The 13,812-nt window shown below is 65.4% G+C and carries 19 protein-coding genes; 13 read left to right on the plus strand and 6 right to left on the minus strand.

From position 1 onward, the window contains the following. Nucleotides 1-189 (minus strand): transposase (locus tag DL899_RS20210; protein ID WP_420820952.1); only part of this gene is annotated, 189 nt, incomplete at its 3' end. Nucleotides 190-512: 323 nt separating this feature from the next. On the opposite strand from DL899_RS20210, the gene DL899_RS05205 reads away from it, so the two are divergent. Then, a complete protein-coding gene (locus DL899_RS05205) occupies nt 513-650 on the plus strand; it encodes an entericidin A/B family lipoprotein (protein ID WP_111733101.1) in 138 nt (45 codons plus the stop codon). 41 nt (nt 651-691) lie between these two features. After that, a complete protein-coding gene (locus DL899_RS05210; protein WP_111732935.1) occupies nt 692-883 on the plus strand; it encodes a DUF3008 family protein in 192 nt (63 codons plus the stop codon). Between the two features lie 135 nt (nt 884-1,018). On the opposite strand, the gene DL899_RS05215 is transcribed toward DL899_RS05210, so the two are convergent. After that, entirely contained in the window at nt 1,019-1,276 is a 258-nt protein-coding gene (locus DL899_RS05215; RefSeq protein WP_111732936.1) for a YMGG-like glycine zipper-containing protein, read from the minus strand. A 205-nt stretch (nt 1,277-1,481) separates the two neighbouring features. Between DL899_RS05215 and DL899_RS05225 the strand changes: the two genes are divergently transcribed. Continuing rightward, complete coding sequence (locus DL899_RS05225) at nt 1,482-1,997, plus strand: hypothetical protein (RefSeq protein WP_162685510.1); 516 nt, start codon at nt 1,482-1,484, stop codon at nt 1,995-1,997. 236 nt (nt 1,998-2,233) lie between these two features. On the opposite strand, the gene DL899_RS05230 is transcribed toward DL899_RS05225, so the two are convergent. Together DL899_RS05230 and DL899_RS05235 are read right to left on the minus strand one after the other, a co-directional pair. Next, nucleotides 2,234-2,938 carry a winged helix-turn-helix domain-containing protein gene (locus tag DL899_RS05230; RefSeq protein WP_420820954.1) on the minus strand — a complete coding sequence of 235 codons (705 nt, stop codon included), beginning with the start codon at nt 2,936-2,938 and terminating at the stop codon, nt 2,234-2,236. Nucleotides 2,939-2,972: 34 nt separating this feature from the next. Beyond that, nucleotides 2,973-3,209, minus strand: a complete 237-nt coding sequence (locus DL899_RS05235; RefSeq protein WP_239494616.1) for a hypothetical protein — start codon at nt 3,207-3,209, stop codon at nt 2,973-2,975. A gap of 194 nt (nt 3,210-3,403) precedes the next feature. On the opposite strand from DL899_RS05235, the gene DL899_RS05240 reads away from it, so the two are divergent. From DL899_RS05240 to DL899_RS05270, 7 genes are all read left to right on the plus strand, one after another. Then, nucleotides 3,404-3,715 carry a hypothetical protein gene (locus DL899_RS05240; protein ID WP_239494617.1) on the plus strand — a complete coding sequence of 104 codons (312 nt, stop codon included), beginning with the start codon at nt 3,404-3,406 and terminating at the stop codon, nt 3,713-3,715. An 82-nt stretch (nt 3,716-3,797) separates the two neighbouring features. Further along, the gene (locus DL899_RS05245; RefSeq protein ID WP_111732940.1) at nt 3,798-4,430 is read left to right on the plus strand and encodes a ribonuclease HII; all 633 of its coding nucleotides are present in this window, start codon (nt 3,798-3,800) and stop codon (nt 4,428-4,430) included. Nucleotides 4,431-4,519: 89 nt separating this feature from the next. After that, nucleotides 4,520-5,638, plus strand: coding sequence for a site-specific DNA-methyltransferase (locus DL899_RS05250; protein WP_111732941.1), 1,119 nt, complete (start codon nt 4,520-4,522; stop codon nt 5,636-5,638). A gap of 285 nt (nt 5,639-5,923) precedes the next feature. Beyond that, a complete protein-coding gene (locus tag DL899_RS05255; protein ID WP_111732942.1) occupies nt 5,924-6,889 on the plus strand; it encodes a metal ABC transporter solute-binding protein, Zn/Mn family in 966 nt (321 codons plus the stop codon). Between the two features lie 4 nt (nt 6,890-6,893). Beyond that, entirely contained in the window at nt 6,894-7,688 is a 795-nt protein-coding gene (locus DL899_RS05260; RefSeq protein ID WP_111732943.1) for a metal ABC transporter ATP-binding protein, read from the plus strand. 8 nt (nt 7,689-7,696) lie between these two features. Then, nucleotides 7,697-8,908 carry a metal ABC transporter permease gene (locus DL899_RS05265; protein ID WP_111732944.1) on the plus strand — a complete coding sequence of 404 codons (1,212 nt, stop codon included), beginning with the start codon at nt 7,697-7,699 and terminating at the stop codon, nt 8,906-8,908. Further along, complete coding sequence (locus DL899_RS05270; RefSeq protein WP_111732945.1) at nt 8,905-9,834, plus strand: metal ABC transporter permease; 930 nt, start codon at nt 8,905-8,907, stop codon at nt 9,832-9,834. Before DL899_RS05265 ends, DL899_RS05270 begins: the two co-directional genes overlap by 4 nt. 87 nt (nt 9,835-9,921) lie before the next feature. On the opposite strand, the gene DL899_RS05275 is transcribed toward DL899_RS05270, so the two are convergent. Together DL899_RS05275 and pyk are read right to left on the minus strand one after the other, a co-directional pair. Beyond that, nucleotides 9,922-10,146 (minus strand): hypothetical protein, encoded by a 225-nt coding sequence (locus tag DL899_RS05275; RefSeq protein ID WP_111732946.1) that lies wholly within the window; start codon nt 10,144-10,146, stop codon nt 9,922-9,924. A 49-nt stretch (nt 10,147-10,195) separates the two neighbouring features. Further along, entirely contained in the window at nt 10,196-11,641 is a 1,446-nt protein-coding gene (gene pyk, locus DL899_RS05280; RefSeq protein ID WP_111732947.1) for a pyruvate kinase, read from the minus strand. A gap of 124 nt (nt 11,642-11,765) precedes the next feature. Between pyk and DL899_RS05285 the strand changes: the two genes are divergently transcribed. The 3 genes from DL899_RS05285 to DL899_RS05295 all read left to right on the plus strand — a co-directional run bounded on the left by DL899_RS05285 (nt 11,766) and on the right by DL899_RS05295 (nt 13,717). Further along, nucleotides 11,766-12,506, plus strand: a complete 741-nt coding sequence (locus tag DL899_RS05285) for an N-formylglutamate amidohydrolase (RefSeq protein ID WP_111732948.1) — start codon at nt 11,766-11,768, stop codon at nt 12,504-12,506. A gap of 65 nt (nt 12,507-12,571) precedes the next feature. Beyond that, complete coding sequence (locus DL899_RS05290) at nt 12,572-12,886, plus strand: DUF1244 domain-containing protein (RefSeq protein WP_111732949.1); 315 nt, start codon at nt 12,572-12,574, stop codon at nt 12,884-12,886. Nucleotides 12,887-12,991: 105 nt separating this feature from the next. Then, complete coding sequence (locus DL899_RS05295; RefSeq protein WP_111732950.1) at nt 12,992-13,717, plus strand: SpoIIAA family protein; 726 nt, start codon at nt 12,992-12,994, stop codon at nt 13,715-13,717. The last annotated feature ends 95 nt before the right edge of the window (nt 13,718-13,812 follow it).

A 13,812-nucleotide genomic window follows, 5' to 3' on the forward strand; every position in this document is an offset into this window, starting at 1 on the left:
GCGCTGGTTCTCCCGGTCCGGGCTGCGCTCGCCGTGTCCTGCACCGCAGACGGCGGCCACCTCGATATCCATCAGCTGCTGCGCGGCACCTCGGACCAGTTCCCGCAGGAAATCCGCATCATCGCTCTTGGCGATCACGCCCGGAAGGTCAATCATGGTCCCGGTCATCGTGCTCTCCTTCGTTGTCATCGGTCGTTGAACAACCTCAGACTACGAAGAAACGCGGTGGCCGCCAGCCCCGGCCGCGCGCTGCGCTACGCCAAAAGGCTCCGCGCGCGGCCTCTTACACCACCCGGTGGGACACTACCGGAACGAGCCGTTGACGATATCGACGCATTCCGAAAAACCGCTGCCGGTGCTGCCGAAACAGTCAATGCCGCTGTCGCTGATCCTGTCCGAGGCCGGAGAGGGCGACGACGAAGACGCGTCATCACACCGCTGTTCGCGCGATGCAGGGGAACCGCGCCCTGTTTCAGGCGTTGATCGAGTGCAGACAAACGAAAGGATACATCATGTTTCGCACAACCACGATTTTGCTGTCGGTGATCTTTGCTTTTGTGCTTTCCGCGTGTGAAACGGTGGAAGGTGCGGGACGGGACATCGAACATCTCGGTGAAGACATCACCGAGGAATCCCAGGAGGCGCAATGAGCGCCCCATCCGCAACAGCCAACCCAGGGGGATATACGCCCATGCCTGCGAAATCGAAGGCCCAGCAAAAGGCGGCGGGCGCCGCACTGGCCGCCAAACGCGGCGAGATAAAGGTGTCCGAGCTTCAGGGTGCGTCGAAAGAGATGTACGATTCGATGAACGCCGACGAGTTGGAGGATTTCGCCTCGACCAAGCGTGAGAACCTGCCGGACAAGGTCGACGGCGACGATTGAGAATTGCAGCGGCGAAAAGGCGGCGCTCGACCGTAGCAACGCTGTTTCGCAAATTCACCCCCGGGTTTCATGCTCGGGGGTGAATTCACTTGCTGTCCCGTCCGGCCAGGTGCCGGCGGGCGACGCAAGAGCCTGTCACGGACAATCGTCGACGTAGCGGTTGCCGTAGGTGTCCTCATAGACGCATTGGCCGGGGTTGTTCGGCGCACGGCCCAGATAGTTCCCCGCTAGGCCGCCGGCGACACCCCCGATGACCGCGCCTTTTGCCTCGTCATCGGAAACCGCTGCGCCGATCGCTGCGCCCGTGGCCGCACCGGCCAGGGTCGATTGGCCTTGTGTCTCGCAGCCCGCCAGCAGCGTCACCGAAGCGGCAGTTAGGATAAACTTTTTCATTGTTGCCTCCTTGATGATTGCAGGAGTCCAACGCGCCTCGCTCGCCGCAGTTCCAGCGCGTGCCCAGATCGGCAAAAATCAATCAAACGTGATCGGAGAGATGGCTGTTCCCACGTCCGTCTCGGAACCTTTGTGCCTGCGCTTGGTTGTTACCACAGACCCCGCGAAAAGCGTTTCGCGGGGAAATACGGAAAGGAAGAAAACGATGAACCTTCTCAAAACAACCGCAATCTGCAGTCTCGTCGCCCTTGGCTCCACGGCGGCCTGGGCCGACATGAAACAAGTCGGCAAGGTCGAGGTAAAGACCGAGCTGGCGGCGTTCAACGAAAGCAATGCGCTGGAATACTGGACTGATCTGGAACAGGATCTGGGCAGCGCCATCGCCGAAAAACTGGACGTGACCGACGACCCCGAGGACGACCGCCTGGTCGTGGCGATCAATCACGTCATGCTGGACGGCAACCCGATGCTGCCCGACACCGGTGAGTTCAACTTCCTCGAAGGTACGATCACGGTGTTCGACGGCCAGGACGAAGGTGCGAATGAAGACGTCGGCAGTATCGACAAGGGAGGGCTGGAAAGCTATGCGCTGCGGGTCTTCGCCGAGACCGAGGGCGCCGTCGTTCCTGAGGGTGCGACTGTGATCACGCCCAACAAGGACGACTTCTACAATTCGCTGATCGAAGGGTTCGCCACCGAAGTCGTAAAAAATCTCGACTAGGTGTTGCGACACGCCTCGGATGAGCAAAATCCACGGCCGCCTTAACGGCGGCCGTGGGCTTTTTCGTCACCCAGCGCCTGCACACTCCAATGCTGACCGCAAACGTGAAGGAACACAGGCTGATACCGATAGCATTATCGGGCGGGATGTAATTCCAGGTACTGCATGATGATGTCGCCGATACGTTCGCGCACCGGGCCCTGCTTGATCGGGCCGGGGCCGCCACTGCCGGCCCTTCAGATCACCTTGATCACGTCCTTGTCGATGGCCAGCATATAGCCGCGCCGGGCGATGTTCTTGACCAGCAGTTCGCTAATCATCTGGTTGCCCAGCGTGTCGCGCAGCCGCTTGATGCGGGTGGCGCCGGCGGCCTCGTCGCAGTCCTCTCGCGCCCGGCCCGAGATGACGGCCTCGATCTCGGCACCGGTCATCACGTCGTCATCCATCCGCGCCTCGGCCAGCACGCTCAGCGTTTCCATCGCCGCGCCGGTCAGCTTGAAGCCCATGTTGTTCAGGTAGACGGTGTTTTCCTCGCGGCTGATCAGCAGCGAATTGACCTGGATGCCGGCGCGCTCGATCTGGGCCATGCGGCGGTTGAGCGCCACAAGCATGACCAGGAACACCAGCGCCGCGATCAGCAACGCGGTGGCAAAGACCAGCAAGACAAAGATCACCATGCGATAGCTGGTCAGCGTCTCGGAAAAAGCGGTGCCGGACAGAGCCAGAATTTCCAGCAGCTTGATCTCGGCATTGCCCGTCAGCGCGTCGTTCTCGACAAAGATCCGCTCGACCCTGGCGTTGAACGCGTTGGCGTCGGGCAGGTTCAGGAACAGCAGCACCGCCGCCAGCGTCAGGATGGCCACGATGGCGATCACCCCCAGCAGCACCACCCGGCTGCCCGAGCGGCGAGCTTCTGTCGCGCTGACGCCTTCGCCGATCACACGCACATTTCCGCCCTCCTTGTCCTTGCCGGATTTATTGTGGCCGCGCCGAAAGGATTTTCAGCAGCACCAGCCCCCTGGCCGCAAGCATCCGCCGCAACTGTGCCCGGGCCGTGCTACAGGGCCCGCTCAGAACCGCCGTATCATAGTAGAGCGTCAGCGGGTTGTCGCTCTTGGCCTTGTATTCCACGCGGCAGGCCGCCTGCGCATCGGCCACGCCCGCCACGGAAAGAGCCGCGCCAAGCAGCACTATGAAGAACATCCGTTTCATGCCGGCAACCATGCGCCAAGGCCGCCAGCTATTCAATAACCTCCCCCGTCAGCAGGCATTTTTCCCGGCCGCTATCCGATAACAGGCGGCCGTTATTGCTTGGCCAGCGAGTCTGCCCCCAACCTCGACTCATGCGTCACGCCCTGAGGGCCTGCTCGCCACTAACGGCACCAACTGGTCAGAAAGGATACGTCATGACCCACAAGCATTTCATCGCCGCCATCCTCGCCGCGGCTGTCAGCATCACCGCGCTTGCCCCTGCTCAGGCACGCGCAGGCAACAACACTGCCGAGATCGTCGCCGGCGTTGCGGCGCTGGCCATCATCGGGGCTGCCATCTCCGAGTCGTCGAACAACAGAAACGTCTATGTCACCCGCAACGTGCATCCCCGCCCGCGCCACGGCTGGCAGCCGCAGCGCCATCATGTGCGGCAGCATCGGCAAATACAGCGGCGCCACCAACAGCAGCACCAACCCCGTCGCCACGGGCACGGCGGCCACCGCTAAGACAGGCAGAGCAGCAGCAGTCGGGGGAAGGGCATCAGCCCTTCCCCTTTGCGCATGGCGCGGTTTCATGCTTTCTGGGCGCATGAGCGGCCCTGACTTTTCCCTTGAACACCAGGCCATTGCCGATGGCCACGCCCCCATCGCCGGGGTTGACGAAGTCGGACGCGGCCCGCTGGCCGGGCCGGTGACAGCCGCGGCTGTCATCCTTGACCCTGCCCGCATCCCTGCGGGGCTGAACGATTCCAAGAAACTGACCGCCCGCCGGCGCGAGGCGCTTTTCCCCGAAATCCTGGCCGTGGCAGAGGTTTCGATCGCCCATGCCAGCGTGGGCGAGATCGACCAGATCAACATCCTGCGCGCCAGCCACCTGGCGATGGTGCGCGCGGTTTCGGGCCTTTCGCGGCGGCCCGGGCTGGTGCTGGTCGACGGCAACATGGTGCCTGACGACCTGACCCTGCCGGCCCGCGCCGTGGTACGCGGCGACGCGCTGTCACTGTCGGTGGCGGCGGCCTCGATCGTGGCCAAGGTCACGCGCGACCGCATCATGCGGGATTTGGCGCAACAGTTTCCCGGCTATGGGTGGGAAACCAACGCCGGCTATGGCAGCAAAACCCACATAGCGGCGCTGCAAAATCTCGGGGCCACCCCACACCATAGGCGTTCGTTCCGGCCCGTGCACAATATATTGTATCAAGACAAATCTGTAAGTCCCTGATTCAAAAAAGAAATTGACGGCGAATCGCCTTTGACTCATCTTCGGAGACAACAATCCGAAGCGCACCAAGCGCCGGGACAGAGGCAGAAATGACGAAAAAGACCAAGACACGGCGCCCCAGCGCGGCGCTTGAACTAGACACGATTCATCAAGGCGATTGCATCAAGGTGATGAACAGCCTGCCCGAGGCCAGCATCGACCTGATCTTTGCCGACCCACCCTATAACCTGCAACTGCGGGGCGACCTGCACCGCCCAGAAGGCAGCGCCGTCGACGCCGTCGATGACGCCTGGGACAGCTTTGCCTCTTTCGCCGCCTACGACCGTTTCACCCGCGACTGGCTGGCGGCGGCGCGGCGGCTGCTGAAACCCGGCGGCGCGATCTGGGTAATCGGCTCCTACCACAACATCTTTCGCGTCGGCGCGGCGTTGCAGGATACGGGTTTCTGGGTTCTCAACGATGTGATCTGGCGCAAGACCAACCCGATGCCCAACTTTCGCGGCAAGCGGCTGACCAACGCCCATGAAACCCTGATCTGGGCCAGCAAGGAAGAGGGCGCGCGCTATACCTTCAACTACGAGGCGCTCAAGGCCCTGAACGAAGGGCTGCAGATGCGGTCGGACTGGGTTCTGCCGATCTGCACCGGGCATGAGCGGCTCAAGGACGAAACCGGCGCCAAGGCGCACCCGACGCAAAAACCCCAGTCGCTGCTGCACCGCATCCTGGTGGGCACCACCAACCCCGGCGACGTGGTGCTGGACCCGTTCTTTGGCACCGGCACCACCGGCGCCGTGGCCCGGATGCTGGGGCGCAACTATATCGGCATCGAGCGCGAAACCAACTATATCCGCGCCGCCGAACGCCGGCTGGCCGCGGTTCGCCCGCTGGATCGTTCGGCACTTGAGGTGACGGCCTCGCGCCGGTCAGAACCGCGCATTCCCTTCGGCCAGCTTATCGAACGGGGGCTGCTGCGCCCGGGCGAACAGCTGCACTCGATGAATGACCGCCACACCGCCAGGCTTCGCGCCGACGGCACGCTTGTCGGCAATGACGTGACCGGCTCGATCCACCAGGTCGGCGCCGCGCTCGAAGGCGCGCCCAGCTGCAACGGCTGGACCTACTGGTGCATCAAGCGCGATGGCAAGAAGGTCTCGATCGACGTATTCCGCCAACAGATCCGCGCCGAGATGGCCGGACGGCCGAACTGAACCCCACCCAACGATAATTCCGCCGGCGCCCCGCCACAAACGGGGCGCTACACCTCTCCCCCGCCCTGACAGGCGGGGGATTTTTTGTGTTGGGTGGTCTCTGCCTGACCGCGTCTTCCCCTCGCCCCGGCCGCCCCAATTGGGGACGCGTTCCGCACCACCCTCGGGGGTTTGGCAAACTCGCGCACATCGTTTTTGCAAATAATTCTCAATTGCATTGACAAATTGCAAATGACTCGCATATTCATTCCCCAACACGAACAGTAACCCCGGAGAAACGACAGCATGATGCCGACCCGCCGGTCCTTTATCGGCCTGACCCTTGGTGCCGCAGCACTTGCCGCAACGCCGCTGCGTGCGGCCACGGCGCAAATCGACGTGGTGGCCACAACCGGCATGATCGCCGATGCCGCGCAGAACGTGGGCGGTGACCTGGCCAGGGTGACGGCGCTGATGGGCCCCGGGGTCGACCCCCATTCCTATCGCCAGACCCGCAGCGACATCGTCGCCCTGACCCGCGCCGACCTGGTACTCTGGCACGGGCTCTACCTCGAGGCGCAGATGGAAGAACTGCTGCTCAAGCTCGCCGCGCGCGGCAATGTCGCCGCCGTGGGCGAGGCGGTGCCGGTCGAACAGCGCATCGCTCATGCGGATTACAGCGGCAAGTACGACCCCCATGTCTGGATGGCGCCCGAACTCTGGACCCACGCCGTGCGCGCGGTCGAGGCGGCGCTGATCCGCACCGCGCCCGAACACGCCGATACGTTCGCCGCCAACGCCGAAACCTACCTGACCGAGATCAACCGGCTGCACGCCTACGCCCGCGATGCTGTCGCCACCGTGCCCCAGGACGCGCGCGTGCTGGTCACGGCCCATGATGCATTCGGCTATTTCGGCCGCGCCTACGGGTTCGAGGTGATGGGCATCCAGGGCATCTCGACGGAATCAGAGGCCGGGCTCGACCGCATCAGGACGCTTGTCGACATGCTGGTCAGCCGCCGCATCGGCGCGGTCTTCGTCGAAAGCTCGGTCTCCGACCGCAATATCCGCGCGCTGGTCGAAGGCGCCGCCGCCCGGGGCCACGAGGTGCGCATTGGCGGAGAGCTGTTTTCCGACGCGATGGGCGAACCCGACACCTATGAGGGCACCTATCCCGGCATGATAGACCACAACGTGACCACCATCGCCGGCGCACTGGGCGGCAATGTGCCGCCGCGCGGGATGGCCGGCAAACTGTCAGCGGGGATCTGAGCGCATGACCCTGACCCTTGCCGCCGCAGACGGACGCCCGGCCCCGGCCGAGGACCTGGCCCATTTCCCGCTGGCGATCCGCGGGCTGACGGTATCCTACGGCGAAAAGCCGGCGGTATTCTCGGTCGATGCCAGTTTTCACCCCGGCGCCATGACCGCCATCATCGGCCCCAACGGCGCTGGCAAGTCGACGCTGCTCAAGGCCGCGCTGGGCATCGTCACGCCCTTGTCGGGGCAGATCACCTGCTATGGTCGCCCCTTGGCGCGCCAGCGCGAACGCATCGCCTATGTGCCCCAGCGCGCAAGTGTCGACTGGGATTTCCCCACCCGCGTGATCGACGTGGTGCTGATGGGACTTTACCGCCAGCTTGGCCTGCTGGGCCGGGTGCGCCAGCGCCACCTGGATACCGCGCGCGCCTGTCTTGACCGCGTCGGCATGGCCGAATTCGCCACCCGCCAGATCGGCCAGCTTTCGGGCGGACAGCAACAGCGGGTGTTCCTTGCCCGCGCGCTGGCGCAGGGGGCCGACCTCTATTTGCTGGACGAACCCTTTGCCGGGGTCGACGCGGCCACCGAAAAGGCGATCATCGCGGTGCTCAAGGATCTCAAGGCGCAGGGCAAGACGGTGGTGGTGGTGCATCACGACCTGGCCACCGTGCGAGACTATTTCGACCGGGTGTTCCTAATCAACACCACCCGCATCGCCGAGGGCACCGTTGCCGAGGCCTTCACCGAGACCAACCTGCAAGCCGCCTATGGCGGACGCCTTGCGACCGCGCAGATGGGCGCGGCGGTCTGACGGGCGCCATGACCGGCAGCACGATCCTTGACGCGCTGACCCTTCAACTGGGCTACAACGCCTCGCTTGTGGCCGTGGGCGCCGCCCTGCTGGGCTTTGCCGCCGGCGCCACCGGCAGCTTTCTCTATCTCGGCAAGCGCGCGCTGGTCAGCGATGCGATCAGTCACGCCACATTGCCCGGCGTCGGGCTGGCCTTCATCGTCATGGTGACGCTGGGCGGCGACGGGCGCGCCCTGCCCGGGCTGCTGGCCGGATCGGCCCTGTCGGCGGCGGCGGGGCTTTTGTGCGTGACCTGGCTGACCACCCGCACCCGCCTGTCCGAGGATGCCGCAATCGGCGCGGTGCTGTCGGTGTTCTTTGGCCTCGGCATCGTGTTCCTGACCATCATCCAGGCCATGACCGCCGGTCGGCAGGCGGGGCTGGAAAGTTTTCTGCTGGGGGCGACGGCGGGTATGCTGCGATCCGAGGCGCTGACCATCGCTGCCGGCGGCGCGTTGGTTCTGGCGCTGACGCTGCTCTTGCGCCGGCCGATGACGCTGGCCTCGTTCGACCCCGACTTCGCCACCGCCAGCGGTCTGCCGGTACGGCGGATCGGGCTGGCAATGATGGGGCTGGCGCTGGCAATCACGGTGGTCGGGCTGAAAATCGTCGGCCTGATCATGATCGTGGCAATGCTGATCATCCCGCCCGTGGCGGCCCGGTTCTGGACAGACCGCGTCGGGCATGTGGTGCTGATCGCCGGGGTGATGGGCGGGGTGTCGGGCTATACCGGCGCGGCGCTGTCGGCCACCGCGCCCGACCTGCCCACCGGACCGATCATCGTGCTGGTGGCGTTTGCCCTTTTCGTGCTGTCGCTGCTGTTTTCACCCGGGCGCGGGGTGCTGGCAGCACTGGTCCGTCACCGCCGCCACCAGGCGCGGGTGCATGTGCGCCAGGGCCTGCTGGCGCTGGCCCAGGGCCAACCGATCTATGAGCACCTGACCCTGCGGCTGATGCGGCGGCGCGGGCTGATCCGCCCCGATGGCGTTGCCACCGAGGCCGGGCGCGCCCAGGCCGCGCGCGCGCTGCTGGATGAACGCCGCTGGCAGATCCTGCGCGCCGACCCAAGGCACGAGGCCGCAGCCGCCCGCTATGATGGGCTGACGCCGCTCGAAACCCTGCTGACCCGCGACCAGATCGCCGAGCTGGACCGAACCCTGAAACCGGAGGCTGTCACATGATCGGCGCCGAATTCGTTCCGCTGTCGCTGCCGCCGCTGCTGATAGGGGTCTGCGCGGCCATCGCCTGTGCCCTGCCGGGGAATTTTCTGCTGCTCAGGCGGCAGGCGCTGATCGGCGACGCCATCAGCCATGTCGTGCTGCCCGGTATCGTTCTGGCCTTTCTTGTCACCGGCGCGGTGTCGGCCTGGCCGATGATGCTGGGCGCCGGTTTCGCCGCGGTACTGGCGGTGGTGCTGATCGAAACCATCCGCCGCGTAGGGCGGATCGAACCGGGCGCCGCGATGGGCGTGGTCTTCACCGCAATGTTTGCTGGCGGCGTGCTGCTGCTGGAACAATCCGACACCTCCAGCGTCCATCTCGACGTGCAGCACGCGCTTTATGGCAGCCTCGAAAGCCTGATCTGGCTGGACGGGCTTGGGTGGGCGTCGCTGCTAGACCCGCAGGCCCTGCGCGGGCTGCCGCCCGAGCTGCCGCGCATCGCGCTGACGCTGATCTTTGTCTCCGCCTTTACCGCGCTGTTCTGGCGCCCGCTCAAGATCTCGACCTTTGACGAGGGCTTTGCCCGCACCCTGGGCCTGCCCACCGGCCTGATCGGGCTGGCGCTGGTCATCGTCGCCGCGATCGCCGCGGTGGCGGCCTTTGACGCCGTGGGTTCGATCATCGTCATCGCCATGTTCATCTGCCCGCCGGCGGCGGCGCGGATGATGACCAACCGGCTGGAGGCGCAGATCGGCTGGTCGGTGGGCTTTGCCACGCTGTCGGCGGTGCTGGGCTATGTGCTGGCGGGTTACGGGCCGCTGTGGCTGGGCTATGCCAACGCTGTCAGCGCCGCCGGGATGATCGCCACCGTTTCGGGCCTGCTGCTGGCGCGCGCGGCAGGCTTTGGCCCCTGCCGCACTCGCGCCGGCGCCCCGGTAGAGGGGTAAGGGTCTGCGAAGGCGTCGCTTGTTCGGCCTGCAACGTCTGGACATCCGAACCGCCGGGCGAAAGGGCAATGATCAGGGCAACCCGCCCTAAGGCAGGAGATCTGCCACCACCTGGACAAAGGCGCGCGGGATGTCGTTCAGGGTGTACCCGCCCGGCCGGCTCTGTACCGCCCAGACAATCAGGCACCCCGACACCACCGCGACAACGGCGGCCGCGCGCGGCCGCCGGCGGTCCGATATCGCCGACAGCATCGCTGGCAGCGACAGCGCCGCCAACACGATGCCGATGACGAGGATCAGATCGCTGTTCATGCCGTGGGCTCCGGGTTGGTGCCGGCGGTTGGCGCCGGGCTGAAAAAGCCTAGCCCGGATCGGTGGCCGAAATCAAACCCTCCTGACACGGCGCGACCCGCAGGATATTCGTGGTGCCCGGCACGTTGAAGGGCACCCCGGCGGTGACCACGATCTGGTCCAGCGGTTGGGCATAGCCCTCGGCCCGGGCGGCCCGCACGGCATCGAGCACCGCCATCTTGAAGCGTTCCAGCGGCTCGGTCATTACGCAGTGGACACCCCATGTCAGCGCCAGCCGCCTGGCGGTGTGGCGCAGGCTGGTCATGGCGATGATCGGCACACGCGGGCGTTCACGCGCGGTCAGCAACGCGGTGGTGCCCGACTGGGTGTAACAGCAGATGGCGACGATATCGGTGGCCTCGGCGATCTCGCGCGCGGCGGCGACGATACCGTCGGCCACACTTTCGCGGTTCACGACGCGAGACGCCTCGATGATCTGGACATAGGTCGGGTCATCCTCGACCTCTTGCGCGACGGCATCCATCGTTGACACGGCCTCGACCGGCCAGCTGCCGGCGGCACTCTCGGCGCTCAGCATCACCGCGTCTGTACCCTCATAGATGGCGGCGGCCACGTCCGACACCTCGGCCCGCGTCGGCATCGGGCTGGTGATCATCGATTCCAGCATCTGCGTGGCCACGATCACCGGCTTGGCCGCGGTGCGGCAGCGGCGCACCAGGCGTTTCTGGATTGGCGGCACGTTCTGCACCGGCAGTTCCACCCCCAGGTCGCCGCGCGCGATCATGATGCCGTCGGACGCGGCAAGGATGCTGTCGAACCATTTCACCGCCGACGGCTTTTCGATCTTGGACAGGATCGCCGCGCGCCCGGCCACCAGTTCGCGCGCCTCTTCCACATCCTCGGCACGCTGGACAAAGCTGAGCGCCAGCCAGTCAACGCCCAGTTCGCAGGCGAATTCCAGATCCTTGCGGTCCTTGTCGCTGAGCGCCTTGAGCGGCAGCACCACGTCAGGCACGTTCACGCCCTTGCGGTCGGATATGGTGCCCCCGACGACCACCTCGGTCTGGGCGAAATCCGCCCCGCAATCGGTGATCTTCAGCCGGATCTTGCCGTCATCGACCAGCAGGGTCGCCCCCGGTTCCAACGCGGCGAATATCTCGGGGTGGGGCAGGCAGACACGGGTCGCGTCGCCGGCGGTTTCATCAAGGTCGAACCGGAACGCCGCGCCCTCGGCCAGATCAACAGCGCCGTCGGCAAACTGACCCACGCGCAGCTTGGGACCCTGCAGGTCGGCCAGGATGCCGATGGGGCTGTTCAGCTCATCCTCGATCTGGCGGATGATCCGGTGTTTTTCGGCGATGCTTTCGTGGCTGCCGTGGCTCATGTTCAGGCGAAAGACATCGGCGCCGGCCTCGTGCAGGGCGCGGATGGTCTGGTAATCCTCCGACGCCGGGCCCAGCGTGGCGACGATCTTGACGTTGCGGTGCCGTCTCAAATGGTGCTCTCCTCAAGCGCTGCGGCCGGTCTGCGTTATCGCTAACGGGCCTCTGTTTCCGTAATATCCAATTCACATCGCTGCGCAACTATCCTAGATCGTGCGCAAAGGACATGACACCCCGATGACTTATCACCCGTTCGAGATCGAAGGGGCCGGGCGCCCCGCGCGCTGGCTCGTGACATGTGACCACGCGTCCAACACCGTCCCGCCCTTTGTGGGCGGCGGTTCGCTGGGACTGGCGGCCGGCGACATGGCCCGCCACATCGCCTATGACCCGGGCGCCGCAGGCGTTGCGCGCGCACTGGCGGAACGGCTGGACGCGCCCTGCATCTGCGCCAATTTTTCGCGCCTGGTGATCGACCCCAACCGGGGTGAGGACGACCCGACCCTGGTGATGAAGCTCTATGACGGCACCATCATCCCGGAAAACCGCCACGTCGACGCTGAAGAAGTCGAGCGCCGCCTCAACCGCCTTTACCGCCCCTACCACACCGCGCTGGCGGAACTGGCCGCGCGGCGCGACGACACGGTGATCGTATCGATGCACAGCTTTACGCCCCAGCTGCAGGGCCGCCCGCCACGGTCGTGGCATGTGGGCGTCCTCTATGCCGCCGACGAGCGCCTGTCGCGCCCCCTGATCACACGCCTGCGCGCCGAGCCCGACCTGTGCATCGGTGAGAACGAGCCCTATGGCGGCCACCTGCCGGGCGACTCCATCGCCCGCCATGCCATCGCCCACCAGCGGCCCAACGCCCTGCTCGAGCTGCGCAACGACCTGATCGAAACGGCCGATCAACAGCGGGCCTGGGCAGAACGGCTGGCGCCGATGCTGGAACAGGCGGCCGAAACCGCCGGGGTCTGAGCGGCACACGCTTGATCCGCCGGGTTCGCACACGCATCTTTGCCACAGGCAACAGGAGGTACCCCATGGACGACCGCACCCGGACCGAGATAGAGGCCGCCGCCTTTCGCACCCTGCGCGCGCACCTGATGGAAAAGCGCCCGGATGTGCAGAACATCGACCTGATGAACTTGGCCGGGTTCTGCCGCAACTGCCTGTCGCGCTGGTACCAGGAGGCAGCAGTAGAACGCGGCATAGAGCTGAGCAAGGACGAGGCGCGCGAGATCTTCTATGGCATGCCCTATGACGACTGGAAGGCCGGCCACCAGACCGAGGCGGACGCCGCGAAACAGGCCGAGTTTCAAAAAGCCTTTGCCGAAAATGTCGGCAAGGACGGCTGATACCGGCAGGCTCGGTATCGCCCCCGAAAACGCGGCGCTGGTTACTTGAGGCGAAAGAGCCCCTATATTCGGTGCCATCCGCAACCGCATCCAGGGGGACTGACCATGATCGACGTTGAACACACCGGCGAACACGGCATCGTCGAAATCCGCATGACGGCCCCGGTCACCGACCGGGACTATACCGAAACCCTGATCCCGGCCATCGACGCGGCCATTGCCCAGGGCGACAGGGTGCGGCTGCTGGCGGTGGTCGAGGCGGGGTTTTCCGATTTCACCCTGGGCGCCATGCTGCAGGACGCGCGCACCGGGCTCAAGCATTGGCGCGGCTTCGACCGGGTGGCGCTGGTCACTGATAATTCAGCGGTCAAGACCACAGCGGCGGCGTTTTCCGTCTTTCTGCCCTGCCCCATGGCCCGGTTCACCATGGCCGAACTGGACGACGCGCGCCGCTGGCTGCGCGAAAGCCTGGGAACCATCCAGCAGGAAGAGATCGGCGACGGCATCCTGCATATCAGCCTGCGCGGCAAGATCGACGGCGCGGCCTATGAGAACGACCTGGAGGACATCAACCGCTTCATGGCGCAGCACGACAAGGTGCGCCTGCTGATCGACCTGCGCGATTTTGACGGCTGGCAGGGCCTTGGCGCGCTCAGGGACCATTTCGAACTGGTACGCGGGCACGCGCCCCGGGTCGAACGCGCTGCCGTTGTCGGAGACGCCGGCTGGCAGGAGATGGCCGTCGGCATCGGCAAGCGCGCCTTTGGCCTTGAAGCCCGGCACTTCGCCACCGGTGAATTCGACGCCGCCAAGGCCTGGCTGGCCGGGTAAAAGGGCGGGTTTGGCGGGACTGTTGCTGAGTGGGCGGGGAGGGTGAGCTATCGCTGGGATTGCTCAAATGTCCTCGCGCTTGGGAAGACCGCAGG

Source organism: Roseovarius amoyensis, assembly GCF_003260265.1.
Lineage (GTDB): Bacteria > Pseudomonadota > Alphaproteobacteria > Rhodobacterales > Rhodobacteraceae > Roseovarius > Roseovarius amoyensis.

What these genes read in the sequence shown, in the direction of transcription:
- DL899_RS05205 (WP_111733101.1), top strand. Translation starts at nt 513, where the DNA reads ATGTTTCGCACAACCACGATTTTGCTGTCGGTGATCTTTGCTTTTGTG.
- DL899_RS05210 (WP_111732935.1), top strand. Translation starts at nt 692, where the DNA reads ATGCCTGCGAAATCGAAGGCCCAGCAAAAGGCGGCGGGCGCCGCACTG.
- DL899_RS05215 (WP_111732936.1), bottom strand. Translation starts at nt 1,276, where the DNA reads ATGAAAAAGTTTATCCTAACTGCCGCTTCGGTGACGCTGCTGGCGGGC.
- DL899_RS05225 (WP_162685510.1), top strand. Translation starts at nt 1,482, where the DNA reads ATGAACCTTCTCAAAACAACCGCAATCTGCAGTCTCGTCGCCCTTGGC.
- DL899_RS05235 (WP_239494616.1), bottom strand. Translation starts at nt 3,209, where the DNA reads ATGAAACGGATGTTCTTCATAGTGCTGCTTGGCGCGGCTCTTTCCGTG.
- DL899_RS05240 (WP_239494617.1), top strand. Translation starts at nt 3,404, where the DNA reads ATGACCCACAAGCATTTCATCGCCGCCATCCTCGCCGCGGCTGTCAGC.
- DL899_RS05245 (WP_111732940.1), top strand. Translation starts at nt 3,798, where the DNA reads ATGAGCGGCCCTGACTTTTCCCTTGAACACCAGGCCATTGCCGATGGC.
- DL899_RS05250 (WP_111732941.1), top strand. Translation starts at nt 4,520, where the DNA reads ATGACGAAAAAGACCAAGACACGGCGCCCCAGCGCGGCGCTTGAACTA.
- DL899_RS05255 (WP_111732942.1), top strand. Translation starts at nt 5,924, where the DNA reads ATGATGCCGACCCGCCGGTCCTTTATCGGCCTGACCCTTGGTGCCGCA.
- DL899_RS05260 (WP_111732943.1), top strand. Translation starts at nt 6,894, where the DNA reads ATGACCCTGACCCTTGCCGCCGCAGACGGACGCCCGGCCCCGGCCGAG.
- DL899_RS05265 (WP_111732944.1), top strand. Translation starts at nt 7,697, where the DNA reads ATGACCGGCAGCACGATCCTTGACGCGCTGACCCTTCAACTGGGCTAC.
- DL899_RS05270 (WP_111732945.1), top strand. Translation starts at nt 8,905, where the DNA reads ATGATCGGCGCCGAATTCGTTCCGCTGTCGCTGCCGCCGCTGCTGATA.
- DL899_RS05275 (WP_111732946.1), bottom strand. Translation starts at nt 10,146, where the DNA reads ATGAACAGCGATCTGATCCTCGTCATCGGCATCGTGTTGGCGGCGCTG.
- DL899_RS05285 (WP_111732948.1), top strand. Translation starts at nt 11,766, where the DNA reads ATGACTTATCACCCGTTCGAGATCGAAGGGGCCGGGCGCCCCGCGCGC.
- DL899_RS05290 (WP_111732949.1), top strand. Translation starts at nt 12,572, where the DNA reads ATGGACGACCGCACCCGGACCGAGATAGAGGCCGCCGCCTTTCGCACC.
- DL899_RS05295 (WP_111732950.1), top strand. Translation starts at nt 12,992, where the DNA reads ATGATCGACGTTGAACACACCGGCGAACACGGCATCGTCGAAATCCGC.